Annotated in this window: 28 protein-coding genes and 1 riboswitch; of the genes, 10 read left to right on the forward strand and 18 right to left on the reverse strand. The window is 52.3% G+C overall.

Annotation, left to right across the window (positions count from 1 at the left end; all coding sequences use genetic code 11):
• The first annotated feature begins 7 nt into the window (after positions 1-7).
• From ptsN to ATY27_RS06045, 3 genes are read left to right on the forward strand one after another with little or no spacing between them, the layout of a single operon-like run.
• Positions 8-463 carry a PTS IIA-like nitrogen regulatory protein PtsN gene (ptsN, locus tag ATY27_RS06035; RefSeq protein ID WP_208933440.1) on the forward strand — a complete coding sequence of 152 codons (456 nt, stop codon included), beginning with the start codon at positions 8-10 and terminating at the stop codon, positions 461-463.
• A complete protein-coding gene (gene rapZ, locus ATY27_RS06040; protein WP_031566769.1) occupies positions 460-1,317 on the forward strand; it encodes an RNase adapter RapZ in 858 nt (285 codons plus the stop codon). The genes ptsN and rapZ overlap by 4 nt, the downstream gene beginning before the upstream one ends.
• Positions 1,307-1,582 carry an HPr family phosphocarrier protein gene (locus ATY27_RS06045; RefSeq protein ID WP_208932845.1) on the forward strand — a complete coding sequence of 92 codons (276 nt, stop codon included), beginning with the start codon at positions 1,307-1,309 and terminating at the stop codon, positions 1,580-1,582. Before rapZ ends, ATY27_RS06045 begins: the two co-directional genes overlap by 11 nt.
• A gap of 34 nt (positions 1,583-1,616) precedes the next feature.
• Here the strand turns inward: ATY27_RS06045 and ATY27_RS06050 are convergent, their stop codons facing one another.
• The 8 genes from ATY27_RS06050 to ATY27_RS06085 form a co-directional block, all read right to left on the reverse strand.
• Complete coding sequence (locus tag ATY27_RS06050) at positions 1,617-1,952, reverse strand: Na+/H+ antiporter subunit G (protein WP_208932846.1); 336 nt, start codon at positions 1,950-1,952, stop codon at positions 1,617-1,619.
• Between the two features lie 8 nt (positions 1,953-1,960).
• Entirely contained in the window at positions 1,961-2,230 is a 270-nt protein-coding gene (locus ATY27_RS06055) for a K+/H+ antiporter subunit F (protein ID WP_208932847.1), read from the reverse strand.
• Positions 2,218-2,727 carry a Na+/H+ antiporter subunit E gene (locus ATY27_RS06060; protein ID WP_208932848.1) on the reverse strand — a complete coding sequence of 170 codons (510 nt, stop codon included), beginning with the start codon at positions 2,725-2,727 and terminating at the stop codon, positions 2,218-2,220. Before ATY27_RS06060 ends, ATY27_RS06055 begins: the two co-directional genes overlap by 13 nt.
• A complete protein-coding gene (locus tag ATY27_RS06065) occupies positions 2,727-4,208 on the reverse strand; it encodes a monovalent cation/H+ antiporter subunit D (protein ID WP_208932849.1) in 1,482 nt (493 codons plus the stop codon). Before ATY27_RS06065 ends, ATY27_RS06060 begins: the two co-directional genes overlap by 1 nt.
• Complete coding sequence (locus ATY27_RS06070) at positions 4,208-4,549, reverse strand: Na+/H+ antiporter subunit C (RefSeq protein ID WP_208932850.1); 342 nt, start codon at positions 4,547-4,549, stop codon at positions 4,208-4,210. Before ATY27_RS06070 ends, ATY27_RS06065 begins: the two co-directional genes overlap by 1 nt.
• Complete coding sequence (locus tag ATY27_RS06075; RefSeq protein WP_208932851.1) at positions 4,549-7,350, reverse strand: monovalent cation/H+ antiporter subunit A; 2,802 nt, start codon at positions 7,348-7,350, stop codon at positions 4,549-4,551. The genes ATY27_RS06070 and ATY27_RS06075 overlap by 1 nt, the downstream gene beginning before the upstream one ends.
• Positions 7,351-7,523: 173 nt before the next feature.
• On the reverse strand, positions 7,524-9,092 hold the full coding sequence (nhaB, locus tag ATY27_RS06080) for a sodium/proton antiporter NhaB (protein WP_208932852.1): 1,569 nt from the start codon (positions 9,090-9,092) through the stop codon (positions 7,524-7,526).
• A 332-nt stretch (positions 9,093-9,424) separates the two neighbouring features.
• Entirely contained in the window at positions 9,425-11,563 is a 2,139-nt protein-coding gene (locus tag ATY27_RS06085; RefSeq protein ID WP_244151409.1) for a S9 family peptidase, read from the reverse strand.
• 243 nt (positions 11,564-11,806) lie between these two features.
• On the opposite strand from ATY27_RS06085, the gene ATY27_RS06090 reads away from it, so the two are divergent.
• Positions 11,807-11,989 carry a helix-turn-helix domain-containing protein gene (locus ATY27_RS06090; protein WP_208932853.1) on the forward strand — a complete coding sequence of 61 codons (183 nt, stop codon included), beginning with the start codon at positions 11,807-11,809 and terminating at the stop codon, positions 11,987-11,989.
• Here the strand turns inward: ATY27_RS06090 and ATY27_RS06095 are convergent.
• From ATY27_RS06095 to ATY27_RS06110, 4 genes are read right to left on the reverse strand one after another with little or no spacing between them, the layout of a single operon-like run.
• On the reverse strand, positions 11,963-12,859 hold the full coding sequence (locus ATY27_RS06095) for a phosphotransferase (RefSeq protein ID WP_208932854.1): 897 nt from the start codon (positions 12,857-12,859) through the stop codon (positions 11,963-11,965). The two genes, ATY27_RS06090 and ATY27_RS06095, sit on opposite strands and share 27 nt — an antisense overlap.
• Entirely contained in the window at positions 12,796-13,437 is a 642-nt protein-coding gene (pnuC, locus tag ATY27_RS06100; protein ID WP_208932855.1) for a nicotinamide riboside transporter PnuC, read from the reverse strand. Before pnuC ends, ATY27_RS06095 begins: the two co-directional genes overlap by 64 nt.
• The gene (locus tag ATY27_RS06105; protein ID WP_208932856.1) at positions 13,434-13,682 is read right to left on the reverse strand and encodes a YkoF family thiamine/hydroxymethylpyrimidine-binding protein; all 249 of its coding nucleotides are present in this window, start codon (positions 13,680-13,682) and stop codon (positions 13,434-13,436) included. Before ATY27_RS06105 ends, pnuC begins: the two co-directional genes overlap by 4 nt.
• 21 nt (positions 13,683-13,703) lie before the next feature.
• Positions 13,704-15,845, reverse strand: coding sequence for a TonB-dependent receptor (locus tag ATY27_RS06110; protein ID WP_208932857.1), 2,142 nt, complete (start codon positions 15,843-15,845; stop codon positions 13,704-13,706).
• A gap of 40 nt (positions 15,846-15,885) precedes the next feature.
• Positions 15,886-15,982, reverse strand: a riboswitch (TPP riboswitch).
• Positions 15,983-16,119: 137 nt separating this feature from the next.
• Here ATY27_RS06110 and ATY27_RS06115 point away from each other — a divergent pair.
• A complete protein-coding gene (locus ATY27_RS06115; protein ID WP_208932858.1) occupies positions 16,120-16,455 on the forward strand; it encodes a hypothetical protein in 336 nt (111 codons plus the stop codon).
• Between the two features lie 132 nt (positions 16,456-16,587).
• Positions 16,588-18,237 (forward strand): BamA/TamA family outer membrane protein, encoded by a 1,650-nt coding sequence (locus ATY27_RS06120; RefSeq protein ID WP_208932859.1) that lies wholly within the window; start codon positions 16,588-16,590, stop codon positions 18,235-18,237.
• Between the two features lie 10 nt (positions 18,238-18,247).
• Here ATY27_RS06120 and mutM read toward each other — a convergent pair whose 3' ends face one another.
• The 5 genes from mutM to radC form a co-directional block, all read right to left on the reverse strand.
• A complete protein-coding gene (mutM, locus tag ATY27_RS06125) occupies positions 18,248-19,057 on the reverse strand; it encodes a bifunctional DNA-formamidopyrimidine glycosylase/DNA-(apurinic or apyrimidinic site) lyase (protein ID WP_208932860.1) in 810 nt (269 codons plus the stop codon).
• 12 nt (positions 19,058-19,069) lie between these two features.
• On the reverse strand, positions 19,070-19,534 hold the full coding sequence (locus tag ATY27_RS06130; RefSeq protein WP_208932861.1) for a hypothetical protein: 465 nt from the start codon (positions 19,532-19,534) through the stop codon (positions 19,070-19,072).
• Positions 19,535-19,725: 191 nt separating this feature from the next.
• On the reverse strand, positions 19,726-19,881 hold the full coding sequence (gene rpmG, locus ATY27_RS06135; protein ID WP_031566726.1) for a 50S ribosomal protein L33: 156 nt from the start codon (positions 19,879-19,881) through the stop codon (positions 19,726-19,728).
• A gap of 11 nt (positions 19,882-19,892) precedes the next feature.
• A complete protein-coding gene (gene rpmB / locus ATY27_RS06140) occupies positions 19,893-20,129 on the reverse strand; it encodes a 50S ribosomal protein L28 (protein WP_208932862.1) in 237 nt (78 codons plus the stop codon).
• A gap of 165 nt (positions 20,130-20,294) precedes the next feature.
• Positions 20,295-20,969 (reverse strand): DNA repair protein RadC, encoded by a 675-nt coding sequence (radC, locus tag ATY27_RS06145; RefSeq protein WP_208932863.1) that lies wholly within the window; start codon positions 20,967-20,969, stop codon positions 20,295-20,297.
• Between the two features lie 60 nt (positions 20,970-21,029).
• Here radC and coaBC point away from each other — a divergent pair, with 60 nt between their 5' ends.
• From coaBC to ATY27_RS06165, 4 genes are read left to right on the forward strand one after another with little or no spacing between them, the layout of a single operon-like run.
• Positions 21,030-22,259, forward strand: coding sequence for a bifunctional phosphopantothenoylcysteine decarboxylase/phosphopantothenate--cysteine ligase CoaBC (gene coaBC, locus ATY27_RS06150; RefSeq protein WP_208932864.1), 1,230 nt, complete (start codon positions 21,030-21,032; stop codon positions 22,257-22,259).
• Entirely contained in the window at positions 22,243-22,701 is a 459-nt protein-coding gene (gene dut, locus ATY27_RS06155; protein ID WP_031566718.1) for a dUTP diphosphatase, read from the forward strand. Before coaBC ends, dut begins: the two co-directional genes overlap by 17 nt.
• Positions 22,702-22,707: 6 nt before the next feature.
• Positions 22,708-23,301 (forward strand): nucleoid occlusion factor SlmA, encoded by a 594-nt coding sequence (slmA, locus tag ATY27_RS06160; RefSeq protein WP_208932865.1) that lies wholly within the window; start codon positions 22,708-22,710, stop codon positions 23,299-23,301.
• 1 nt (position 23,302) lies between these two features.
• Entirely contained in the window at positions 23,303-24,640 is a 1,338-nt protein-coding gene (locus tag ATY27_RS06165) for a sialate O-acetylesterase (protein WP_208932866.1), read from the forward strand.
• On the opposite strand, the gene ATY27_RS06170 is transcribed toward ATY27_RS06165, so the two are convergent.
• Positions 24,634-25,401, reverse strand: a complete 768-nt coding sequence (locus ATY27_RS06170) for a transporter substrate-binding domain-containing protein (RefSeq protein ID WP_208932867.1) — start codon at positions 25,399-25,401, stop codon at positions 24,634-24,636. The genes ATY27_RS06165 and ATY27_RS06170 overlap by 7 nt on opposite strands.
• Between the last annotated feature and the right edge of the window lie 74 nt (positions 25,402-25,475).

Genomic DNA, 25,475 nt, shown 5'->3' on the forward strand with positions numbered 1-25,475 from the left:
AAGCTCAATGTTGTCGGAGGACTGCACAAAAAGTGCGGTCCTTTTTAATAGTAAAAAACGCATCCTTGAGTACATCGCGGAGCTTGCACACCAGCATATGCCGGAATTGCCAGAGTCCACTGTATTCGAAGCGCTGATGGCGCGGGAAAAGCTTGGCTCTACCGGCATCGGTGGTGGCATTGCCATTCCACATGGCAAGCTCAAAGGCGTGACGACTCCTGTACTGGTGTTTGTCGTCAGTCAGGATGCCATCCAGTTCGATGCAATTGATAACCAGGCTGTGGATATCTTCTGCGCCATCCTCATTCCGGAAAATCAGTGCCAGACGCATCTGACGACGTTAGCCGGCATCGCCCGTCTGCTTAGTCAAAAGGATCTGACGCGAAAAATCCGTCATGCCGGCACTGATCAGGCTCTGTATCAGTTGCTGCTCAGCCATGCTGACACAGGCACCCCCAAATGAAACTATTGGTTGTCAGCGGCAGGTCAGGCTCAGGGAAATCCGTCGCGTTACGGGTGATGGAAGATTTGGGTTACTACTGCGTTGACAATATTCCGGTCAATTTGTTGCCCACACTCGCCAATGCGGTGATGGGACAATATGAACGGGTCGCCGTCAGTATTGATGTGCGCAACTTACCGCAGGAACCAGAGGAACTCACCGAGATCCTGTCTTACCTGCCACGTAAAGTTGAACTGACCATCTTGTATCTGGACGCCGACCACACCAGTCTGATCAAGCGCTTCAGTGAAACGCGCCGGTTACACCCGTTGTCGCATCAGGCGATGTCACTGGATGAAGCGATTCAGCGCGAGCAGCAGCTGCTTGACCCCATCTCCAGTCGCGCTGACCTGTATATCGACACCACCGAACTGAACGTGCATCAGCTGACCGAGCAGTTACGCGAACGGATCCTCGGGCAAAAAACCGGTCGTCTGGTGATGTTATTTGAATCATTTGGCTTTAAATACGGCATCCCAAAAGACGCAGATTTTGTATTTGACGCCCGCTTCCTGCCTAACCCGCACTGGGAACCGGAACTGAAAATACTGACCGGTTTAGACCAGCCGGTAAAAGATTATCTGGAAGCCCAGCCAGTGGTCGCTAAATATACCTGGCAAATCAACAGCTTTATCAGCACCTGGTTGCCACACCTCGAACGCAATAACCGCAGTTACCTGACGATTGCCATCGGTTGTACCGGTGGACAACATCGTTCGGTTTATATTGTTGAGTCTTTGGCAGAAAGCTTCCGCGCTTTACGCGAGGATGTACAAATCCGCCACCGGGAGTTAGTTCGTCACCATGGCAAATAGTTTTAAAGACACTGTGACCATCGTCAATCAATTGGGCCTTCATGCCCGTGCCGCCACTAAATTGGCACAGCTGTGTATGCAGTTTGATGCCAAAATCGAACTGCAGCAGGATGGCCGCAGCGCCGATGCCAGCAGTGTGCTGGCGTTATTAATGCTGGCGAGCAGCAAGGGCAAAAATGTTGATGTGGTTACCAGCGGTGAACAGGCTGAAGCGGCACTGGTCGCGGTAACCACATTGATCCGCGCCGGTTTCGACGAAAACTGATACCTTCACCGAGCTAAATTCCAGCCTTACGGATTCAGTCTTTCGGTATTCTGTCCTGTCCCTGCGCGTTGTCACAGGCTTTCAGCTGATGATGTAACGCCACTTTAATCAGCATATGCGCGGTCACAGGCGCTGAAATAAACAAAAATAACGCAATTAGCAGTTGTTGCAGGCTCAGCGTCTGCTGCTGCAGATTAAAATACAACAGCGACGCGAGAACAAGGCTACCGAGCCCGAGCGTTGTGGCTTTGGTTGGACCGTGTAGCCGGGTATAAAAATCTGGTAACTTCAGCAGCGCCACCGACCCCAGCAACACAAACACTGCGCCTAAAAGTAAAAAAACACTGATCACCCACTCCAGTATGCTCATCCCGCCTCCTACTCGATAATATCGCCGCGCAGCATAAACTTGCAGATCGCAACTGTACTGACAAACCCCAGCATCGCAATCAGCAGCGCTGCTTCGAAATACAGCTGGGTCGATACGTAAACTCCGTACACCAGCAACAACGCGATACTGTTGATGTACATGGTATCCAGTGCCAGCAAACGGTCAGCCAGATCCGGCCCCCGCAATAACGACAAGCCATTTAGCAGCAGCGCAAACACGATCACACTCATCACGCCAATCAGGATCAGACTGAACATGCAAAAATCTCCTTCAGCGGCATTTCATAGCGCTGTTTCAGCTCCGCGATCAAACGCGCTTCATCCTGTAGATCTAACACGTGTAATAACAAAAACTGTGGCTTGTCTGCATTACGCGGCAGTAGCTCGGCGCTGACAGTGCCGGGAGTCAGGCAAATCGTGCCAGCCAGAATTGTCAGCGGCAACGGCTCAGTCAAGTCCAGTGGCAGTAAGACAAAACCTGGCCGCATTGCACTGTTTGGCCCGAGTACGATTTTGATCACCTGCAAATTAGCAACGATAATGTCCCATAACACTATCAGCAGATACCGCAGCAACAAGCCATAACGGCGCACTGCCGGCTGGGTTTCACGAAAACCACGACTGATCCATGGGATCAGCAGTGCCAACAAAACGCCCGTCAACACAATCAGCGGTGCGAAACTGTTGTGCAGCGCGCACCAGACCAAAAGCAACGACGCGCTGCGCAACGGCGTGGCAAATAATGTCTGTTTCATCAGTGTACTCCCGCGCCAGCCTGCAGCTGCGCAATGGCATCAAGGCAAAATTGGGTCCACCAGTTGCCACACAGCACCAACGACAGGCCAGATAACAATAATAGAGCCACTGCGCTCACCGGCAGCCGGCTGGCCGGATTTAAATCCTGCGCCGCTGAGTTGGCCCGCCAGAACAGCATACTGCCGGCCCGGCTCAATGCAATCAGAACCGCCAGACTACTCAGTAACAGCACCGCTATCAGCAACATCCCCGACGAGTGACTGGTCATGCCCTGGAGCAGCCACAACTTGGCGACAAAACCAGAAAAAGGTGGCATGCCAATCACTACCAGTGCGCTCAGTGCAAACAACCAACCATACAGTTGCGCCTGGACCAGCCTGGGGCCTGGCACCAGGCGATCGCCGACACTACCGCGTTGCTGGCCTATCTGGTCGGCCAATAAAAACCAGACCGCACCAATCCAGCTGGAATGAACGGCATACAACAAGGCAGCAGCTTTGACTTCAGCCACGCCACTGCCCAGCGCAGTCAGTAAGGTGCCGGCTGATAACAATACCAGCGCCGCCGCCATGCCTTTTAAATCCACCGCAGCCAGCACCATCGCCGTGGCCAGCAGCATCGTCAGCATGCCGCCCCACCACAGCAATGTATCGCCATAACCACTTAGCGTACCGGCTGTTGCGCCAAACAACAGACCAAACACCCGCAGCAGGCTATAAATACCGACTTTAGTCATCACCGCAAAAATCGCCGCCACACTGGCATTGGCCTGACTGTAAGCCGCTGGTAACCAGAAATGAAACGGCAACAACGCAGCTTTTAAACCAAACACGATCAGCAACAGTGCCGCCGCCGCTTTCACTGCCAACGCCTGCGACGGCTCCAGCATACTGATGCGCTGCGCCATGTCGGCCATATGCAAAGACCCGAGCATTGCGTAAAGCAGCGCCAGCGCCAGTAAAAACAGCGCCGAACCGACCAGATTCAGCACCACATAATGCAGCGCCGCCTGGATGCGTTTTTTGCCACCGCCATGCACTAACAAGCCGTAGGACGAAATCAGCAGCACTTCAAAAAATACAAACAGATTAAACAAATCGCCGGTCAGGAAAGCTCCATTGAGCCCCATCAACAAGAAATGCAATAACGTATGGAAATACGCCCCTTTTTCATCATCGCCACCGCAACTGTAAAGCGTCACCGCCAGCGCTAACAGCGACGTCAGCCAGACAAACAGCACCGACAGTTGGTCCGCCACCAGCAAAATGCCAAACGGCTGCGCCCAGTTACCCAGTAAATAATGCTGTGCCGGCACATTCGTCTGCTGCCACAACAGCATCGAGCTGACGAACAACGTCAGTAGCATTGCCACGACACTAAAACTACGTCGCAGTTGTGCAGCCCCCGTCAGCGGTTGCAGCAACAATAAAACCGCAAACAAAGCCGGCAATAAAATCGGCAGAATGACTATATGCGACATCAGGGCATCCCCCGCTTCGGCGCGCGCTGGTTATCCAATTCGTCGTGCCCAAGCTCGGCCCGCGAACGGATCGCCAACACGACCAGGAATGCGGTCATGGCAAAACCAATCACGATTGCGGTCAGCACCAGTGCCTGCGGCAGCGGATCAGCGTAGCGAGCAGAAGCCCCCAGCACAGCGCCGGCGCCAGTAGTCAGCCCACCACTGACAAAAATAAACAGATTCACTGCATATGACAGCATGGTCAGGCCCAGCATTACGGCAAAGGTACGCCCCCGCAGCAGTAATAACACACCACAGCCGGTTAGCAGGCCGATGGCCACCGCCAGTAATAATTCCATCAGGTTTGCTCCTTATGTTCCGGTTTATATCTGGTTGTCAGCTTGCCCAGATTTGCCAGGATCAACAGCGTGGAACCCACCACTGTCAGGTAAACCCCTAAATCAAATGCCATCGCACTGGCCAGCTCAATTTGCCCCAGCAATGGCAGTTGGAAATAATCAAACCAGGAAGTTAAAAACGGCTTACCAAATAGCCAGCTGAAAGCACCAGTCAGTCCCGCAATTAAAATGCCGCTCGCGATCAGCGCGGAAAACCGCAGGTTTAACCGTGGTTTGACCCAATCCACACCGTGGGCAATGTATTGCAATATCAGCGCAACGGCCGTGACAAGACCCGCCACAAAGCCGCCACCAGGCAGGTTGTGGCCGCGGAAAAAGATGTATACCGACACCAGCAGCGCCAGCGGTAATAAGCCCTGAGATACCACCCGCAATAACAACGGATGCGCATCCAGTGCCCAGTTACGGCCATCAGCGTCAGCACTGGGTTTAAACCGGGGAATGCCGGTCAGCAACTTGTAAATTCCAAGCGCTGCAATCCCCAGCACTGTGATCTCACCAAAGGTATCAAAACCACGGAAATCGACCAGGATCACATTAACCACATTGGTACCGCCACCACCGCTTTTGGCATTGGCCAGAAAATAAGCCGACACCGAATCCACCTGTTGTGTCAGCATCAGATACGCCAGGCTGCCGATCACAATGGCACAAGCGCCAGCCAGTACCAGATCACGCAATAAGGTCGAATGTGCGCTTTGTTTCTGGCTGCGGTGCGGTAAAAAATACAGCGCCAGCATCAGCAACACCGCAGTCGCAACCTCCACGGCCAGCTGGGTTAACGCCAGATCCGGCGCGGAAAAGCGGATAAACAACAAACTCAGCATCAGCCCGACCACCGACACCATGATCAGTGCCAGCAGCCGTTGTCGTTGCCATAGCACCGTTGCAACAGCAGCCAGTACCATCACCAGTAATAACGCGGCAGTCAGCAGGTCCGGAGCCAGCGTCGGCCGCGGTCCCTGTAAATCGGTCAGTTGCAACAGCGGATAACCCGCCAGCAAGACCATCGCCCACAGGATGATCGCAATGTACCACTGCAGACGACCGGGCTCGGCCCATTGACTGATCCGGCGACAAGTGTGCACCAGACGTTGTACCAGCGCTTCAAAGCGATAGATTGCCAATGTCGACTGGAAACCGGCCTGAAACAAAAACAACTGTTTACGGTTGATATACAGCACAATGCCGGCAAAAAACGCCACTGCACTCATCAATAGCGGCAGATTCAGCCCATGCCATAACGCCAGGCTATAAGCCGGCGGCGCTTGCTGCAATGCAGCTGTTGAGGCTGCCAGCAAAATATCGCCCACCAGCCACTGTGGAAATAAACCGACGCCAATACACAGCGCCACCAGAATCTCCATCGGCACCCGCATATACCGCGGCGGCTCGTGTGGGGTTTTGTCGAGACCTATTGGCTTGCCGTTAAAAAATACGTCGTGGATAAAGCGGGCGGAATAGGCCACTGAAAACATCGCCGCGACCGTCGCCAGCAACGGCAATAACCAGCTGAGTGACCCCAGCACACTCTGATGCAAGGTCTGACTGAAAAACATCTCTTTTGATAAAAAACCATTGAGTAGCGGCACGCCCGCCATTGATGCAGCTGCCACCATCGCCAGACTGGCAGTTACTGGCATAAAATGCCATAAACCATTGATCTTACGCATATCACGCGAACCGGTTTCGTGGTCGATAATACCGGCAGCCATAAACAACGACGCTTTAAACACGGCATGGTTGATGATATGAAAAATGGCGGCGACTGTCGCGAGGTCAGTATCCAACCCCAGTAACAAGGTAATCAGCCCCAGATGCGAAATGGTCGAGTAAGCCAACAGGCCTTTGATATCGTGCTGAAATAAAGCGAAATAGGCGCCAGTCAGCAGTGTCAGCAATCCCGCGAGACTCACCAGACTGAACCACAAATCGGTTCCTGCCAGTGCCGGATATAAGCGGATCAACAGGAAAATCCCGGCTTTGACCATAGTCGCCGAATGCAGATAAGCGCTGACAGGCGTTGGCGCCGCCATTGCATTGGGTAACCAGAAATGAAACGGAAATTGGGCGGATTTGGTAAAAGCGCCCAGCAGTACCAAGGTCAGGATCAGCGGATATTGGGCATGAGCAACAATCTCCGATCCTTTACTGAGGATAACATCAAGCTGATAACTGCCAGCAACCTGCCCGAGCAACACCAGGCCGACCAGCAACGCCAGACCACCGGCGGCCGTCACTGTGAGCGCCAGGCGGGCGCCTTTGCGCGCATCAGACCGATGCGACCAGTAACTAATGAGTAGAAATGAGCTGATACTGGTCAGTTCCCAGAACAGCCAGAGTTGCAGAACGTTGCCCGACAATACGATGCCAAGCATCGCCTGCATAAACAGCAGCAGGCACGCATAAAACCGGCCCATCGGGTCTTTTGGGCTCAGGTAATAGCGGGCATAGAAAATCACCAACAGGCCAATGCCGAAGATCAGCAGGACAAACAGCAGCGCCAGTGCGTCTAAGCGCAACGTCCATTGCAGCCCCAATAATGGCAACCATTGCCATTGTTGTTGCAGCACCTCGCCCTGTAAGACTGATGGCATCAACGGTGCTAACAGCAGCAAGCCCAGTAATGGCGTTGCTAATGCAACAGCGGTTTGTTGATTTCGGCTGAGCTGCCGGACACACAGCAGCAGTAAAATACTGATCAGAGGCGCTGACAAAATCCAGGGGAGTAACGACACCATGTCATAGCCTCTTTAGCAGGGTTGTGTGTGCAATGCGCAGTCAAAACCCGGTACAGGCTCACACAACAGATTAAAAGTTATCCTGATTTGTCTGGGTGGCTGGGGGCGAAAACAAGCCCCCAATCGCTCAACAGGGCATTCCGGCCGATGAATGCCCAAATCCAAACGCTGAATTAATGCGCCGCACCCGGCACATAGTGATGGATCCAACCTACGCTGTAGAAATAATGGGTCACTTCCGGTAACACAAACACCGTAGCCGCTAACCCTACAATCGTCAGAACAATGGTATAAGGCACTGCCATCCACACCATCCGCATATAAGACAGCCGGATGAGCGGTGCTAACGCGCTGGTCAACAGGAACAGGAACGCTGCCTGGCCGTTTGGCGTCGCCACACTTGGCAGGTTTGTACCCGCATTAATCGCAATAGCCAACATTTCAAACTGCTCACGGCTGATCCGGCCCGCTTCCCACGCAGCTTTTACTTCGTTGATGTAAACAGTGCCAACAAAGACATTGTCACTGACCATTGATAACACACCGTTTGCCATAAACAACACTGCCAGTTGCAACTGCCCGTCAAACGTCAGTACCCAGGTAATGATTGGGGTAAACAGATGCTGGTCAATAATTACCGCGACTACGGCAAAAAACACCACCAACAGGGCGGTAAAAGGTAGCGCTTCTTTAAATGCATTGCCGATGGCATGTTCGTCGGTGACACCACAAAAAGTGGTTGCGAGGATAATCACCATCAGACCAATCAGGCCAACCGACGCAATATGCAGGCTCAGACACAGGATCAACAATACGGAAATAACTCCTTGTACCCAAAGCTTGGAGATATCCGAAGCGGTCAGTTTTGCGCTTTGGTGTGCATCATAGTCAACCAGCACTGTGCGCACCGCATCCGGCATTTTGTAACCAAAATCAAACCACTTTAGCTTCTCTACCAGCGCAGTGGTCAACAAACCTGCAATGAGAACCGGTACACTGACCGCACACATCCGCAGCGCAAACTCAGCAAAACCCCACTCAACCGCTTCTGCGATGATCAGGTTTTGCGGCTCACCCACCATAGTCGCTACGCCGCCCAAGGCAGTACCGACACCGGCATGCATCAGCAGGTTACGCAGGAAACCACGGAAATTCTCCAAATCGGTACGCGACAACTCACGGACCTCACCATCAGCATTGTGATCGTGACTATCCAGAAAAGTCTTGCCTGACGATATTTTGTGATAAATCGCGTAAAAGCCTACCGCTACGCTAATCACCACGGCCACCACAGTCAGCGCATCGAGGAAGGCCGATAAAAATGCCGCCATGACACAAAACGCCAGCGAAATGCCGGTTTTGGATTTCACCCGCAACAACAACTTGGTAAACACAAACAACAGCAGATCTTTGACGAAGTTAATGCCGGCAACCATGAACACCAGCAGCAGGATTACTTCAATATTGACGGAGACTTCATGCATGACTTTTTCAGTACTGGTCATGCCCATTGCGATCGCCTGAATTGCTAACAAGCCACCGGGTAATAATGGGTAACACTTTAATGCCATCGCCAGCGTAAAAATAAATTCCAGCACCAACAACCAGCCGGCGACATAAGGGTTCTGAATAAATACCAATGGATTCAAAAACAGAAAGGCAATTATGGTTAGTTTGAACCAGTTGGGCGATTGCCCGAGAAAATTGGTGTACAACGCCAGCGCAGTGCCAGATGGTTTCATAGCGGATCTCACTTGTTATTATCTGATTTGATCTTCAACGGCAGTTTCGTCAACGTTTAATGTAGCGTAACTGAGATGATTCGCCTGCCCTGCCAAAGGGTAAATTACGGTCCAGTCCCGAAAAACATCAACGACGTCAGATTCTTATACCTGAGTTAAAGCAAATATGTCTATGGCAGCTCCATGACAATTGTGAATACAACCTGAAATTTGCGACCGGTTTACCAGCCTTGTCGCCGACCAACATCTGTGCGTTGTTATATAGTCCATCGCAAAAAAAAGCCCGGCAAACACGCCGGGCTTTGTTTTATACATCTTATATTGCTGATATATCAGGATTTCTTATCCAGTAGCGACAGAATAAAGGCATATTCCTGCGCCACTTCTTTCATCCGCGAGAAACGACCGGATTTACCACCGTGACCCGCTTCCATATTGGTGCGGAATAATAACGGTTGCGCGTCAGTTTTTTCAGTTCTGAGCTTCGCCACCCACTTGGCCGGTTCAAAATACTGCACTTGTGAATCGTGCAGACCTGTTGTCACCAGCAGTGCCGGGTAAGCCTGCTTCTTCACCTGGTCATAAGGCGAATAGGACAGCATATAGTCGTAATAGGCTTTTTGTTTTGGGTTGCCCCATTCATCAAACTCGTTGGTGGTCAGTGGGATTGATTCATCCAGCATCGTCGTGACCACATCAACAAAAGGCACGTTGGCCACTAAAGCGCGGTATTTCTCCGGCGCCATATTGGCAACAGCCCCCATCAACAGACCACCAGCGCTACCGCCCATGCCAAAGACTTTGTCTTTCGCGGCATACTGCTGTTTGACCAGATAGTCGGTGACATCAATGTAATCAGTGAAGGTATTGATTTTCTTCAGTAATTTGCCGTCTTCATACCAGTGACGCCCCATTTCCTGGCCACCACGGATATGAGCAATGGCATAAACAAAACCACGGTCGACTAATGACAACACGCTGGCGCGGAAGCTTGGCGCAGATGAAGAGCCGTAAGAGCCATAAGCGTACTGATACAGTGGCGCTGAACCATCCTTGTTAAAGCCTTTGCGGTATAACAAACTGACCGGCACTTTGGTACCGTCGCGGGCTTCAGCCCAGACCCGTTCGGTCTGATAGTTGGCGCGGTCAAAACCACCTAACACTTCCTGTTGCTTCAGCAGACGTTTTTCGCCACTGCGTAAATTCACTTCATAAACGGAATTCGGCGTGGTCAGCGAGGTATAGCTGTAGCGCAACCATTCGGTGTTTTGTTCCAGATTCACATCGGTTGCTGCGACATACACAGGTTCATCCGAACTGATATAGCTGGCTTTCGCCGGGTTTTGCCACGGCAACACACGGATGCGGTTTAAACCTTCACTGCGTTCGTTAATTGCCAGATAGTCGTTAAACAACTGAAAAGATTCGATAAACACGTTCTTGTCATGCGCCAGTAATTCAGTCCAGCGTGCGCGGTCGCCGATTTGATCGTCAGACACGGCCATGATGCGGTTATTCGGTGCATTCCAGTCAGTGCTGATGATCCAGCGTTTGCCCAAATGGTCCGCTTCGTATTTGAAGTCGCGCTGGCGCGGTGCAATGGCCTTAAACTCGCCTGTTGGCTGGTTGGCCGGAAGTACGCGGATCTCTGAGGACACCGTACTACCCAGCCACAACACAACAAACTGGTCATCACTGCTGTTACCGATACCGGTGTAGAAGCTGGTATCTTTTTCTTCATACATCAGCACGTCTTTGGCCACCGCTTCACCGAGCTGATGGCGGCGGATTTTATTGCCTAATAAAGTTTGTTTGTCTTTTTCAATATAAAACAGATGCTTGCTGTCGGATGACCACGCCAGCGACGCTTCTACGCCGGTCAGAACATCCGGTAAATCTTTGCCGGTTCTGAGGTCGCGAACCCGCACCGTGTATTGGCGGCGGCCATTCGTGTCTTCGGCATAGGCAACCAGATTATTATCCGGACTGACGGCATAATTACCGACCTGATAAAAATCTTTGCCGGCGGCCATTTTGTTGACGTCCAGCAGCACCTGTTCTTCGCCGGTTTTCAGCACTTTCCGCAAATACACCGGATACTGCTGGCCGGTTTCATAACGGGTATAAAAGCTGTAATCGCCTTTTTTCGCCGGCACTGAACTGTCGTCCTGCTTGATGCGGCCAATAATTTCGTCAGTCAGTTTATTGGTCAGATCCTGATACTTATCGGCATATTGTTGGTAATAGGCGTTTTCAGCCTGCAGATGCGCCAACACTTTCGGGTCTTGTCGTTTGTCATCGCGCATCCAGTAATACGGATCCACGCGGTCGCCGTTGGCTGATTTTACGGTATAAGGGATTTGTTCCGCCACGGGAGCCTGCACTGGTTGACCAGCCTGGCTGATGCCGCTGATTAACATTGCGCCGGCGCCCAATAGTGCGGTCCATTGAGAGAGAGGTCGATTTGCCATTTTCGCTTCCTGTTATTTTTTTGCTTCATGCTCATACATTTACAACTTTGCTTGTTTAACATATTTGACACAAGGCTGCCCACTGGAATGCGCTCAAACGACAGCGTTGGCCGCCTTATAAAGTGTAACTAAGGATTATTTCCCGACTTAATCGTTTTAAATTTCGCCTGTTCCGGCAATCAGTATTCACAAACCAGAATATCTGCGCTTATATTACTGAGATACATCACGCAGGAAACCATCATGGCTTTAATGACTGTAGCCGAAGTAGCGGCTTTTTTATCAATTCAGGATATCCGGGTCGAACGACTGGCACGGGAAAATTTATTAGTACCGGCCGACAAGGATGCTGCAGGCAAACCGATGTTTGAAGAAGAAGACGTGAAGCGTTACAAGGTGTTAGCTGAGCGTCTTGGCGGCATCTGAATGCTGACAAGGGAACTGGCGTAATGTAAGTTGCGCCAGTTTTGCTTTATCTGCACCACCTTCCAGCGATTTGTACCACAACCAGCAAAACCCACTATATAACAATGACGCTAACTGCAACCGCTCGGCTAAATCTTGCCGCGCTTGGGGGCGGAATTGCAGATATAGACTCAGCAATTGTTCCTGCTCCTTCGCATTCAGCTGCAGATTCAAACATAACGCTGCCAAATCAAAGGCACTGTCGGCTTGCTGGCAATACTCATAATCAATCAGCCATAACTGCTGGTGCTGCAACAAAATATTGCCGCTGTGCAAATCCATATGACACAACACCTGGTCACCCGGTAATAAGCTGAATGCGCTGGCTGCAGTGCGAAGTCGTTGCCAGTCCTGCTCATCACCCGCACTCCAGGCATCGTTAAACACTTTGTCGCGCAGTTGTTGCAGATAGATAAAGGGGTCTAACACCGGCGTCTGCACTTTCAGCTTGTGCAGCCGCACCAGTTTTTCCACCAGCTGCAATAAATGCGTATGGTGTAGCTCCCAGTCAAAATGCCGGCTGTGAGTCAGAAAATCACTGATCAGAATGCGTTGGTGGTTGTTCAGGCACAACGGCGCTGGCGCGACGCCAACGGCAGCTGCGGCATGCTGACAGCGCAGTTCCTGTTGCCGGCACACGCCGGCCACGCCAGGTTTATAGTGCCGCACCAGATAATGACCACGCTGGGTATGCACATAATAATTGTCATTGGTGCTACTGGCCGCCAGCTTTTGCAATGCCAGCGGCACATGATTAGCAAAAAACTCTAGCCGCTGACACAGATGCCAGATGCGTTGTTCAGTTGCTGTTGCCGGTAGTTGCTGCGCCATGCGAAATATCCCGAAGCTGCGGTCAGCGTATAAATAACAAAAAGCGCACTGAAAAAATACAGATCTTTTTGCAGATACATATAAATAGAAGCCGCATCAATGACAATCCAGTACAACCAATTGGAGACGACTTTCTTCGCGACCAGGTAGGTTGTCACCACGGCAAAACAACTGATTTGCGCACCAAGCCAGGCAAAATCGGTACTGGTGAATTGCTGCATCACAAAGCCCAGACACAAACCGGCAGCCGCCGTCAGACTGATGAGCAGCAGATGCTGCGAACCACGCCACTCCACCACCTGCTGCGCCTGACCGCTCTGATTGCGCAGTTGCTGCCAGTTCCACCAGCCATACAGCGCCATTCCGGCGTAATACAGCTGCAGCAGTGCATCGGTGTAGAGATTCGCGCTCAGCATGATTTGCAACGTCAGCACGGTACTGGCCAATGCTGCCGGCCAACACCACAGGCTATGGCGGATCGCCAGCACTGTGTACGATAGCGCCAGCACTGTCGCAATCAGCTCCAGCGCTGTCTGTAGCTGCCATTGATTCAGCAACTGCTGCCACAGTTCCATCATGGCCGCAGGTCACCGTGCAGGAACTTCACGACAAACACCACTTTGCCATAACGTTCAAACGACCAGCGAATACAGCGTTGCAGCGCCGCCATCACCGTATCGTATTCACCAAAAATCTGTGTGCTCATGGTATTGGTCAGCACGTGCAGGCCGGCTTCTTTATTCAGTTCTTCGATAAAACCTTTAATAGGCTCGATGTAATCGCTGGTCAGCGGATATTTACTGATTTCGATCGAAAGTTGCATCACGATGTCCTTTTAATTGATTCAGAACTGATAAGTCGCGGTCAGACCGATCCGGCGTGGTTCGCCAAATTGCTCATATAAATGGTCGGTATAACCATCACGCGGGTCGTTACCGAAATAAAAACCACGCACACCGTAGGTTTCATCCAGCAGATTGCGGCTCCACAGTGCCAATTCCCACTGAGACCACTGATAGCTTGCCCGGAGATTCAGCAAATTACTGTGCGAAGCACGGATGTTTTCAGAATCTGAGTAGTAATAGCCATCTTTGTGTGCATACTGCGCCGAAATTTGCAGTGCTTCCAGCGGCGACCAATCGGCGCCGACACTGAATTGATACTCAGGCGCCTGCGCTTGAGCGCGACCACTCATATCGAGGCCACCTTTGGTGACAAAACCGCGGATCTCCGACTTCAGCACAGCACCACTGAAATGCGCCACCAACGCAGGGGTCAGCTGCCAGCGGTTTTCGGTTTCCAGACCATAATTGCGGCCACTAAATGCATTATCGATATAACCGACAAACTTCGTACCTTGATTAATCCAGGCTTTGAGCTGCATATCGTCCCGCCACATGTAAAACGCCGAGACCCGGCTGACCAGCGTGTGGTCAGCATTTTGACCTTTCACGCCAAATTCAGCGTTAATCAGCTGCTCCGGCGCGAAAGTGGCTTTGCTGAGTAAGAAATCCTTTAACCCGGTCAGTTTGGGGTTCAGGGTTTCAGCCAGGGCTTCCCCATTCACCCCACCTACCTTATACCCTTTGGAGACTAAGCCATAAATCTGACTCAGCGGGCTGACTTGATAGGCAAGGCTGAGTTTGCCGCCCCACATCTGGTCATCACCTTCAGTACGGATACCGTTATTGTCGGTATATTCATCCTGATATTGCTCCAAACGGCCACCATAAGTCAGCGTCAGGTCTGATGCTAATTGCTGTTCATTCTCTGCATAAACAGCCAGATTCTGCCGTTCGAAATCACTGATAAAATTCTGTTCAAGCCAGGTATATAAGCGCGTTAAATCAATCGTTTGCTGGCTGGCATACAGACCGGCCACCCAGTTGTGACCTTGTTGATTTTTACTGATGAACCGTTGTTCAAGACTCAGAAAATCGCGATCGCGTAAATATTGGTCAGTCGATGAATATTCATCCGGGTGCAACCCGACATAACCCCAATCTTCGTCGTAACCATAATCAGTGTCGGCTTTTAACAGGCTAAGCTGTGTCAGGCTATCTACGCTGGCAAAACCTTGGTACTGCAATTTCAGCGCGCTGGCATCGACATCTTGTTTATCCTGACCGGGTTGGTCTGACAAGGTTGTACGATTACGATCAAGCGAAAAAGCATCGTAGCCATTGTCGATGTTGTGATGGTTCCACAACCAGTCGAGTGTTAAATCCTGATTCGGTTGGTAGCGCGTTTTCAAGCGGAACGTGGTTTCATCGATGCCGTTGGTGTCTTCGCGTTGCAGAAAATCGTTACGGATAAAGCCATCAGATTTTTGCTGATCAGCCACCAGTCGCACAGCAAATTGTTCTGTCAGCGCCTGATTTAAAGTCATGCTGGCCTGCCAGCTGTCGTAATTCGCAGCGGTCAGTTGTACGCGACCTTCGCTGGCAAACATCGGGTCAGCTGTTTGCAGGTTCAGCATACCTGCCAGTGCATTGGCGCCAAAACGAGTCGCTTCCGGGCCACGGAATACTTCGAGCTGTGCGGTGTCGGCCAGCGACAACAGTCCTAGGGCTGAGTAGTCGATGCCGTCGACCAGCAAGCCCACCGATGGATTGATGTTATCGACAAACTCACTGCGCTCACCCACGCCACGCATTTGTAAAAAACGACTGCGCGACGCGCCGGCGGACGCGTTCAAGTTTGCGATATTGGCAAGTAAATCATCAAGATGCTGCGCAGATTGGCGTTTGATGTCGGTTTCGCCCAGTACGACGACACTACCCGGCAGTTTTTGCAGATTGGTCTGGCGAAAATCCCCACGCACCTCAATACGTTCGACATCCTGCACAGTGACAGCCTGCTCTTCAGCATGTATTGCGCCGGACACAAGCAAGGCAATAGCAGATAACGCCGGTAAAAACGGCGGACGCTGAAGAGTTACAGACGAAAAATGACCGACAGATAAAGGCGAGAATGCACGTAACATCAACTTACTCCGGTTGGGACCGGGATCATGCGCGCGCAGCTGGAAGTTTTCACACCATCCCTCCGCCGGTATGACCCGGATCAGGTTCTAAGGGTTTGCCTTGCGGCATCTCAGCTTTCGCACCCCTTGGTTTGGCCGGCAGTTTAGCGGCTTTTCTGTACAGTCGCAAGAAATCAGAAAAATTCATCTGGGTACAAGCTGGCAAAATATTTTTCAGCAGCTAGGGTTAATCAGAACGTCATTTTTGACGTGCAGTTATAACAAGAGGAAAACTATGAAAAAAAGTCTTATCATCCTGTTGGCAGCCGGGGCTCTGACCAGCAACATCGCTTTTGCTGAGGAATCAGAAGAAGTTGTTTACTCTACCGAAGGCTATTGCCTGTTATCCAATGAAGGCGCCTCAGACGAATATCTGAAAGCCTACGCCAAAAAACTTGGCGCTAAACCAACCAATTCAGTTTGCGCCAGCTTCAAAAAAATCGTTGAAGAATCACGGCCACGTGAATGGGATTATCCCGCCGGTCGTGCTTATCCGGGCAGCGTGATCAAGCTGTCACCGAGCCAGGTCGCATTATTAAAATCACTGAAGAAAAAAGACGGCAAAATGTAAGTCGCCTGCTCAGCTCTGCCATTTGGCAGAGCTGATCTCCTTGTTATTTCTCACAATTTTATCTTCCCTCTTGCATTTCTGTGTCAAAGCGCATTAACTGAGCCGCATCGTTCCGGAACCAAGGAAGCTGTGATGCGACGGATCCGATCCCTGCCGATCTTACTGAGCATGGCTGTATTGCTGACGCTCAGCGGCAAAACAATGGCTGCAGAGGACTGCACCACACTCTCTGCAACTGAAACCCTGCCCACTGCGGCACAACATTGGCGTATCGCTAAAGTCCTGTTTGCCCGTAACGACATTTTTGATCTGAACAACAAACACAGCGTCTGGTTTCACCGCTTTGCCAATGAGTATCATGTGATCACCAGCGAGTCCGCACTGCGTGAAGACCTGTTGTTTCAGGAAGGCGACCGGTTGGACCAAGCCGTACTGGCTGAAACCGAACGCCTGTTGCGCGCCAGACGATATTTGCGCCATGCCGAAATCACTATCTACGCCTATTGTCCGGCCAGCCAGACCGTGCAGGTCACAGTACAAACCTGGGACAACTGGTCACTATTGCCGCGAATTTCTCTCGGCCACACCGGTGGCGCGACCAAAGCCAATCTGGGCCTGGCCGAAGATAACCTGTGGGGCACCGGCAATCAGGCACAAATTGAATACTTCACCGACAGTGAGCGCGATGGTTACAAGCTGCAGTTTCATAGCCCCAATATCAGTGGCAGTCACTGGCAAACGACTATGCAATATGCCGATACTTCAGACGGTGAAAGTTACCGGCTAAATCTGGCAAAACCCTTTTACCGGCTGTCTTCCGAGCGCGCCTACAATCTGGATATTTTCAAAGAAATCAAAGATATCAGTGAATATGCCCGCGGAGATGTCTACAACGAATACAAAAGTAACCAACAGTTAATCGAATTAAGCAGCGGCTGGAGTTTCTGGCGGGACAGCGACAGTGTGCAGCACCTGAATACCGGTGTGACGCTGGACGAACGCAAATTTGATTTGAACAACGACAGTACGCAGCCGCCGCCGGAGAACCGCGATTTATCTCAGGTCTGGCTCAGCTGGGAGTTTTTACAATCGGATTATCGCGAGCTCACCAACTTCTTTTTGTGGAACCGGGTCGAGGATGTCAATTTTGGCTGGCAGGCATCCCTGCGGCTAGGTCGCTTGCTGGAAAGCCTGGGCGCAGACCAAGGCGGCTGGCATTGGCAGGCCAAAGTGCAAAAGAACTTTGAGATCAATGATATCAGCTGGTTAGTCGGCCAAATCAGCTATTCACAGTTACACCGTAACCAGTTGCAGGAGCAGCAGTTGTTTCAAAGCGAGTTGCGTTATGTCCGGCATTTGTCGGCACAACAAGTACTAATCGCTCAGCTGCAATGGTCGGTGGGTAAAAACCTGTTTCGCGACCAGCGTATGACCATCGGCGGTGACGAAGGCATGCGCGCCTTCCCGCTTTATTATCAAACCGGCGATAAAGCCGCGATAGCGTCGCTGGAGTACCGCTATATCACGCACTGGCATGTGTATCAGTTGCTGGATGTGGCATTGGCAGGTTTTATTGATGCCGGGCGGGCCTGGGATAATCCGCAGCGACCGGCAGGCCCGGACGATGATCAGAATCTGGCCGGTTATGGCATCGGCATCCGCCTGTTACCCAGCCACTCCAGCCGCGGCAGTGTGATCAGTATCGATTTGGCAAAACCAGTCAGCGACAATCCGGAATTATCCGGCTGGCGCTGGCGTCTGATCGCGAAAAAGCCGTTTTAATGCCGACCCGCTAGGCCTGACAATGCCGGCAGAACACCGTGCTGCGCTGGCCTAAACGGATCTCCTCAAGCAGACTGTTGCAGCTGATACAGGCTGCGCCGCCACGTCCATACACCAGTAGTTCCTGCTTAAAATAACCCGGTTTGCCGTCGGCCTGACTAAAGTCTTTTAACGTGGTGCCACCTTGCGTGATGGCCTGCGCCAGGATCTGTTTCACCACTTCGACCAACACTGCGCATTGCGCCAAAGTCAGTTGATTAGCCGGTTTGGTCGGCAAGATGCCGGCTTTAAACAGGGATTCATTGGCGTAAATATTCCCCACGCCAACCACGACATGATTATCCATCAGCACCAGTTTGATGGCGCTACTGCGTTTTTGGCAATGCGAGAACAACTGCTCCGCGTGAAACGCAGGCGTCAGTGGTTCTGGCCCTAAAGTGGTTAACAACGGATGATCAGTGCCGGTTGCTTGCCACAGCACAGCACCAAAACGACGGGTATCGTTCAGACGTAATAAGGTCTGGTTATCCAGCACAATATCGACATGGTCATGCTTACCGGTGGGCGTATCGGCGCTGAGGATCTTCAGATTGCCGGACATACCGAGGTGCAAAATAATACTGCCGCCAGGCACTTCAATAAGCAAATATTTGGCACGGCGGCTGACGTTTAGCACCGGCGCATTCGTCACATTCATCACTTCTGCCGGCACCGGCCAGCGTAACATTGGCTGGCGCACATCAATACGACGAATGGTTCTGTTCGACAGGTGTGGCGTGATGCCTAACCGAGAGACTTCGACTTCTGGCAATTCAGGCATAACAACTCCGGTTTAACGTAAAGAAGGCGGGCACAGCTTGTCAGCGGTAGCCTGATCGATCGGGAATAACACTTGCTGATGCTGCAGATACCATTGCTGTTGGTCAACCGCAATGAGCCACAGCATCGGTTGCGCCTCACCACTTTGATAAAGCAAGACGCGGCACACATGCGCCAGAATTTGTGGGCCATCCTCTTTTGCGGCAGGTAACTGAAAATCTTGCCAATACTGCAAAATCGTTTCTGCTGCTGGCAGCTCCAGTTGCGGTTCGAAGCGCCAGGCCGGCCCGGCTTGCTTGAGCGTCGCGCGCGGGAACTGCACTTGCAGCAGTTTTTGACCCGGCGCAACGATGCTGATGGTCTGGTCGCGGTTTAACATAAAAGCCAGATGGCTGGGCGCTATGTAAAACAGGAAAAACAGTGCCAGCACACCGAAGATAATCAGATTGTTCCAGGATTGACGGGATAATCTCAGCATAGCATTCGTTGATGACCTGAAGATGCTGGCAGTGTACCGGATAGAGTTGCAGTCGCCAATTTGTCTGATCTCTGGCTTCGAGTGTTGCGATCGTTTCAGAGAGAGGTATTTCAAACGGCTGCGGATTTACCACAGGCTAAAAAAACAAAACCCGACACAAGGCCGGGTTTTGCTTTTGGAAATAAATCCGATTACTTGATTTTCGCTTCTTTGAAAATCACGTGCTTGCGCACTTTAGGATCGAATTTTTTGATTTCCATTTTTTCTGGCATGGTGCGCTTGTTCTTATCAGTTGTATAGAAGAAGCCAGTACCAGCAGAAGAAACTAAACGGATCTTATCGCGCATTTGCTAATTCCTTAAACCTTTTGACCTTGCTTACGCAGGTCAGCTAAAACGGCATCGATACCATTTTTATCGATGATACGCATAGCCTTAGTTGTCAGGCGCAGCGTGACGAAACGGTTTTCACTGTCAACCCAGAAACGGTGAGTTTGCAGGTTTGGCAGGAAACGGCGCTTAGTTGCGTTGTTGGCGTGTGAACGACGGTTACCTACCATCGGACCTTTGCCAGTGATTTGGCATACTCTAGACATGTCAATAAATCTCCAAAATTACTTCAGCTCGAGCTATCGTCATCCTTCTGGCCAAGAAGAATGCCCCGGATTTCTGAAAGGGCGCAATTTATACACGATCAGCTAAAAAAACTCAAGCAATAATGCCTGAACTTTACGCATAGATCGTGCTGATCCTTTCAGATCTTAAAGCCAGCCGCGTTCGGCAAAGGATATGACCTCGGCGTCGCCGACCACAAAGTGATCCAATAACTTAATGTCGACCAAAGCCATAGCTTGGGTCAGGCGCTCCGTTATCGCTCTGTCAGCGCGACTCGGCTCAGCAACTCCGGATGGATGATTGTGAGCCAAAATAACGGCGGCGGCATTATGCGCTAAAGCAGCCTGAACTACAATACGCGGATAGACCGGCGAGGCATCTATCGTGCCATAAAATAACGGTTCGGCTTTGATCAGCCGGTGTTGGCTGTCTAAATACAAAGTCATAAAGACTTCCCGCGTTTCAAGGCCAATGCTGTATTGCAAATAATGTTTCACCATGCCGGGGTCAGAGAACACCGTATCGCGCTGCATATGCTGATATAAACAGCGCTTACACAGCTCCAGCACCGCCTGGGTTTTCACATACCGATGCACGCCAAGCCCTTTGTGCCGGCAGAACTGGCCGCGTGGCGCAGCGAAAAACGCCCGCACACCACCGAAGTCGTTTAATAGCTGCCGCGACATCGCCACCGCATCGAGGCCAGCGCAGCCGTGGCCGAGGAAAATGGCCAGTAATTCGCCGTCGGATAAAGCGCCGGCGCCGTAACTTAATAGTTTTTCCCGCGGTTGTTCGGCCGTCGGCCATTGCTTGATGGTCATGATTACTCGTCCTTGAGTTCGTGGTATCTTATCGGCCAGTTTCTGGCTGATGGTTTCCTTATGCACAACATCCTTGCTGGTAAAAAGATCCTGCTTGGGATCAGCGGTGGCATTGCTGCCTACAAATCTGCAGATCTGGTCCGCCGCCTTAAAGAGCGTGGCGCTGACGTCCGGGTGATCCTGACGCCAGCCGCTGCTGAATTTATTACCCCTCTGACGCTACAGGCACTGTCCGGCAATCCGGTGGGCCAGTCGTTGCTGGACCCGGCGGCTGAAGCTGCGATGGGCCATATCGAGCTGGCCAAATGGGCCGACTTTATCTTAGTAGCACCCGCCTCGGCGGACGTGATCGCCCGCATCACCCATGGCCTCGCAAATGATCTGCTGACCACCTGCATCCTGGCAAGCAACGCGCCGCTGGCGATCGCACCGGCGATGAATCAGCAGATGTATAAGAACATAGCGACCCAAGCCAATTTATCAACTTTAATTTCACGAAACATTCACATATTTGGGCCTAATGCCGGTGAACAGGCGTGCGGCGATGTCGGGCCGGGCCGGATGCTGGAACCGCTGCAGCTGGTCGATGCCATGATTGGCGTGCTGGCTGCACCGGCGCAGCAACCACTGCAAGGCGTGAAAGTGACCATTACTGCCGGGCCGACACGTGAAGCGATTGACCCGGTGCGTTACATCAGCAACCACAGTTCCGGCAAGATGGGTTATGCCCTCGCAACCGCTGCTGCAGCACTTGGTGCTGAAGTGACGCTGATTAGTGGCCCGGTGCAATTGGCCACGCCAACCGGTGTAACGCGCATTGATGTCACCACCGCCGAACAGATGTATGTCAGCAGCATGCAACAAGCGCCTAACAGCGACATTTTTATCGGCTGCGCTGCTGTAGCTGATTTTCGCGTGGCTGCGCTCGCGTCACAGAAAATCAAAAAAACTGCCGACAATGACGGCCTGACGCTGCAGTTGGTGAAAAACCCGGACATTATCGCCAGTGTCGCGGCGCTCACTACGCAACGGCCTTTTACTGTCGGTTTTGCCGCCGAGACAGAAAAAGTCGCGGAATATGCCCGGCAAAAACTGCAAAAGAAAAACCTCAACCTGATATGTGCCAACGACGTGTCTGATCCGGCGCTTGGCTTTAACAGCGAACAAAACGCCATCACGGTGTACAGCAACACGGCTGAATTCGCGCTGGGCCAACGCAGCAAAACCGACCTGGCCCAAGCCTTAATTTCCCTGATTTATGAGCAATACCAACATGAAAAAAAGCATTGAACTGAAAATCCTCGACCGCCGCATTGGTACTGAATACCCGTTGCCGGAATACGCCACGCCAGGTTCTGCCGGTTTGGATTTACGTGCGTTATTAGACGAACCGCTGACGCTGTTACCAGGCCAGACTGAACTGATCCCGACCGGCCTTGCCATTCACATCGGCGATGCCAACCTGTGCGCGACGATTCTGCCGCGCTCCGGCATGGGCCACAAAAACGGCATCGTGCTCGGCAATCTGGTAGGCCTCATTGATTCGGATTATCAGGGCCAGCTGATGATTTCAACCTGGAACCGCGGTCAAAACGCTTTTACTATTCAGCCGGGCGACCGCATTGCCCAGCTGGTGTTTATGCCAGTCGTGCAGGCGCAATTTGAACTGGTCGAAGAATTCGACACCTCTGAGCGCGGTGAAGGTGGATTTGGCCACTCAGGCCGGTCGTAACCGCTGATGTCGACGCCCAGAAGCAGCAATCGCAAAGCAGAAATTCTGGATGCGCTGGCCGTGATGCTGGAAAAAAGCCCCGGTCAGCGTATTACTACCGCCGCACTTGCGGTGCAAGTGGGCGTCACTGAAGCCGCGTTATACCGTCATTTCCCCAGCAAAGCGCGGATGTTTGAAGGCTTGCTTGACCTGATTGAGCACGAACTGCAACACGAATTCCGCATCATTTTTCAAACCCACAAACAAGCCGAAGCGCGTATTCAGCTGATGCTGGAAGCTTTGCTGCAATTCGCCGGCCGCAGGCCCGGCTTATGCCGGCTGCTGACCAGTGAAGCCTTACAGGGTGAACAGGAACGGCTGCGCGAACGGGTCTGTCAGCTGCTCGACGGGCTGGAAAAACAACTGAAGCAATGCTTGCGTGAGCGTAAACTCGGCACCGGCAAACGCCATGGTGACGAAGCGGCGGTGGCCAATTTGTTGCTCGCCTTTATCGAAGGCCGGTTGCTTCAGTATGTCCGCAGCGGTTTTAAAGAACCGCCGCATCAGAGTTTTGCCAGCCAGTGGCCCGCACTGAAAGCGGCACTGTTCGCGCAGGACTAACATGGCGCGGATGAGCATGATCCGCCTGACCGCGAGATGGTCATCAGGCGCGGTGCTGCAACATAACGAGCCGCAGCAGTTGAGCGGCACTGCCGCGCCAAAGCAACTTCTGCGCGTCACCTTACAATCCCAACACAAGCTTTATCAGGTCGAAACCCACACCGACGCCCAAGGTGTTTTCAGCGTCGACATTCCGCCACAGCCGCCATCTGGCCCCTGGACTTGCACCATCACGTTGGCTGACGTTGTGCTTATCAGTTTGCACGACCTGTGGTTTGGCCAATTGCTGTTATTTGCCGGTCAGTCCAATGTTGGCTGGCCGCTGGCGCGCTATCCTGACCAGCTTTCCGCAGCCCTGCAACTTCCGGCTGCTGACGCTTTGTGTAACGTACGCTGTTATGTTACCGATGCGGCCGATCTGCACGGCACCGGGCAATGGCTGCAACAAAATAGTGCCAGTTATCCGCACTGGCCGGCGCTGCTGTATCACTTCAGTCATGAATACGTGGCCAGCACTTTAAGTTCGCAAAGCCCGATGATGCTCGGTCTGGTCGATTTGAGCTGGCCAGGTTCTGCGATTGACGCCTGGACCGAAGCTTCTGTTCCTGCCAGCAGCCCGTGGCAACCGGGCGCTTTATTCGCCGCAAAGCTGGCGCCCTGGCTGCAACAGCCCTTTGCTGCGTTGTTGTGGTATCAGGGCGAGCAGGATGCGATGGGCAAAGAGGCTGCTCACTATGCTGACAAACTGCAGCAATGGCTACACAGTTGCCGCCGCTACGCCGGTTGGGATTTCCCGCTGTTGTTGGTACAAATCGCCGGCTTTGGCAAGCCGGGCTTGCCGGACCTGCAACATGGTTTTGTCCAGGTGCGCCTCGCACAGCAACAACTTGCTGCGGTGACACCCAACTGTGCTTTAGTGTCGGCCGCTGATTTGGGCGACGAGAAGGATATTCATCCGCCTTTAAAAGCCGAATTGGCGCGGCGACTGGTGCTGGCGTTGGCTGCATTACTCAGCGGCCAGCGCGCTGCCGGCTTGTGGCTGGCAACACTGCAACACCACAGCGCCGGCACTTTCCTGCAATTGCCGGTGCAAGCCGGCGCCGCACGCTGGCAGGGTCGCACGACTCCACTCACAGGGTTTTATTGCATGAATGCAAAGGGGCAGATTCGCGAAGTGCAGGCAGAACTCAGTGCCGATGGTCAGCAGATCCTGCTGCAACTGCCGCCCGAAACCAGCATATTGCTGTATGGTTTGTCCGCGCAGCCGCAGCTGAGCTTGTACACAGCACAAGGCGAACCTTTGTTGCCACAGAAATGGTCGGTGCCAGCTGTTTATTGACCACTGGCTGCACTTTGCCGGGCGGCTTCGTAGGCTTGACGCTGCGCCGCCAGATGACGCCAGACGGTCTGGCAACGTTCGGGATTTTCCTGACAATATTTCGGCGAAAAGGCTAAATACAGCGGCATGCTGAAAAGCGGCTGCTCGAGCTGGCGCACCTGCGCCGCAGCCGGATGTTGGCGGAACTGCTGCAAGGTGGTACCGGGTGGAATGACGTAACCGTCGATGCGACGATTCAACAGTAAATCAACGCCCTGATTAATATCCAGCTCCAGCGGTGACAACGCATTCAGGTCACGCAGCCGTTGCTCGGCGACATAACCTTTCAGTGTGATCAGGCCATATTGCAGACCGAGAAAACGCTGACCGTCCCATTGCACTTTGCTGTCTTTGCGTACAAAAATCAGATAAGGCACGTCGTACAAGGCCTGGCTTGGATCCGGCGCGCCGTTGCGTTCGGGAAACTGATATTCCTTTGCCCGCTCCGCCGTCCAGCCTATCGACAACAAACCGGTCACGCGTCCGGTCCGGACTTGAGCGAGGCAACGCTGCCAGGGCAAATTAATAAAAGTCGCCTGAGGTAATTGCTGCAATACCCAGCCCGCTACACGGGCGGTATGCTGACCATAAATGCGCTGGCCGGCCACTACTACAGGTTGTTGGTTGACGCTGTCGACAGGTCCGTCATAACAAAAGGTTTCCGCCGCAAACAGCGGCGGATGCAATAAGCAAAGGAGTAAAAAGAACCTGCGCACAAACATCAGGTGGACAGCTCCGGCATTGGTAAAATATCACCATAGCACAACTGCATTGCTGCAGCGTATCCATTTTAGGA

It is taken from the genome of Rheinheimera sp. F8 (assembly GCF_001518915.1).

Excerpts from the sequence above, each read along its gene's own strand:
- ptsN (WP_208933440.1), top strand. The coding sequence starts at position 8 with ATGTTGTCGGAGGACTGCACAAAAAGTGCGGTCCTTTTTAATAGTAAA.
- rapZ (WP_031566769.1), top strand. The coding sequence starts at position 460 with ATGAAACTATTGGTTGTCAGCGGCAGGTCAGGCTCAGGGAAATCCGTC.
- ATY27_RS06045 (WP_208932845.1), top strand. The coding sequence starts at position 1,307 with ATGGCAAATAGTTTTAAAGACACTGTGACCATCGTCAATCAATTGGGC.
- ATY27_RS06050 (WP_208932846.1), bottom strand. The coding sequence starts at position 1,952 with ATGAGCATACTGGAGTGGGTGATCAGTGTTTTTTTACTTTTAGGCGCA.
- ATY27_RS06055 (WP_208932847.1), bottom strand. The coding sequence starts at position 2,230 with ATGTTCAGTCTGATCCTGATTGGCGTGATGAGTGTGATCGTGTTTGCG.
- ATY27_RS06060 (WP_208932848.1), bottom strand. The coding sequence starts at position 2,727 with ATGAAACAGACATTATTTGCCACGCCGTTGCGCAGCGCGTCGTTGCTT.
- ATY27_RS06065 (WP_208932849.1), bottom strand. The coding sequence starts at position 4,208 with ATGTCGCATATAGTCATTCTGCCGATTTTATTGCCGGCTTTGTTTGCG.
- ATY27_RS06070 (WP_208932850.1), bottom strand. The coding sequence starts at position 4,549 with ATGGAATTATTACTGGCGGTGGCCATCGGCCTGCTAACCGGCTGTGGT.
- ATY27_RS06075 (WP_208932851.1), bottom strand. The coding sequence starts at position 7,350 with ATGGTGTCGTTACTCCCCTGGATTTTGTCAGCGCCTCTGATCAGTATT.
- nhaB (WP_208932852.1), bottom strand. The coding sequence starts at position 9,092 with ATGAAACCATCTGGCACTGCGCTGGCGTTGTACACCAATTTTCTCGGG.
- ATY27_RS06085 (WP_244151409.1), bottom strand. The coding sequence starts at position 11,563 with ATGGCAAATCGACCTCTCTCTCAATGGACCGCACTATTGGGCGCCGGC.
- ATY27_RS06090 (WP_208932853.1), top strand. The coding sequence starts at position 11,807 with ATGGCTTTAATGACTGTAGCCGAAGTAGCGGCTTTTTTATCAATTCAG.
- ATY27_RS06095 (WP_208932854.1), bottom strand. The coding sequence starts at position 12,859 with ATGGCGCAGCAACTACCGGCAACAGCAACTGAACAACGCATCTGGCAT.
- pnuC (WP_208932855.1), bottom strand. The coding sequence starts at position 13,437 with ATGATGGAACTGTGGCAGCAGTTGCTGAATCAATGGCAGCTACAGACA.
- ATY27_RS06105 (WP_208932856.1), bottom strand. The coding sequence starts at position 13,682 with ATGCAACTTTCGATCGAAATCAGTAAATATCCGCTGACCAGCGATTAC.
- ATY27_RS06110 (WP_208932857.1), bottom strand. The coding sequence starts at position 15,845 with ATGTTACGTGCATTCTCGCCTTTATCTGTCGGTCATTTTTCGTCTGTA.
- ATY27_RS06115 (WP_208932858.1), top strand. The coding sequence starts at position 16,120 with ATGAAAAAAAGTCTTATCATCCTGTTGGCAGCCGGGGCTCTGACCAGC.
- ATY27_RS06120 (WP_208932859.1), top strand. The coding sequence starts at position 16,588 with ATGCGACGGATCCGATCCCTGCCGATCTTACTGAGCATGGCTGTATTG.
- mutM (WP_208932860.1), bottom strand. The coding sequence starts at position 19,057 with ATGCCTGAATTGCCAGAAGTCGAAGTCTCTCGGTTAGGCATCACGCCA.
- ATY27_RS06130 (WP_208932861.1), bottom strand. The coding sequence starts at position 19,534 with ATGCTGAGATTATCCCGTCAATCCTGGAACAATCTGATTATCTTCGGT.
- rpmG (WP_031566726.1), bottom strand. The coding sequence starts at position 19,881 with ATGCGCGATAAGATCCGTTTAGTTTCTTCTGCTGGTACTGGCTTCTTC.
- rpmB (WP_208932862.1), bottom strand. The coding sequence starts at position 20,129 with ATGTCTAGAGTATGCCAAATCACTGGCAAAGGTCCGATGGTAGGTAAC.
- radC (WP_208932863.1), bottom strand. The coding sequence starts at position 20,969 with ATGACCATCAAGCAATGGCCGACGGCCGAACAACCGCGGGAAAAACTA.
- coaBC (WP_208932864.1), top strand. The coding sequence starts at position 21,030 with ATGCACAACATCCTTGCTGGTAAAAAGATCCTGCTTGGGATCAGCGGT.
- dut (WP_031566718.1), top strand. The coding sequence starts at position 22,243 with ATGAAAAAAAGCATTGAACTGAAAATCCTCGACCGCCGCATTGGTACT.
- slmA (WP_208932865.1), top strand. The coding sequence starts at position 22,708 with ATGTCGACGCCCAGAAGCAGCAATCGCAAAGCAGAAATTCTGGATGCG.
- ATY27_RS06165 (WP_208932866.1), top strand. The coding sequence starts at position 23,303 with ATGGCGCGGATGAGCATGATCCGCCTGACCGCGAGATGGTCATCAGGC.
- ATY27_RS06170 (WP_208932867.1), bottom strand. The coding sequence starts at position 25,401 with ATGTTTGTGCGCAGGTTCTTTTTACTCCTTTGCTTATTGCATCCGCCG.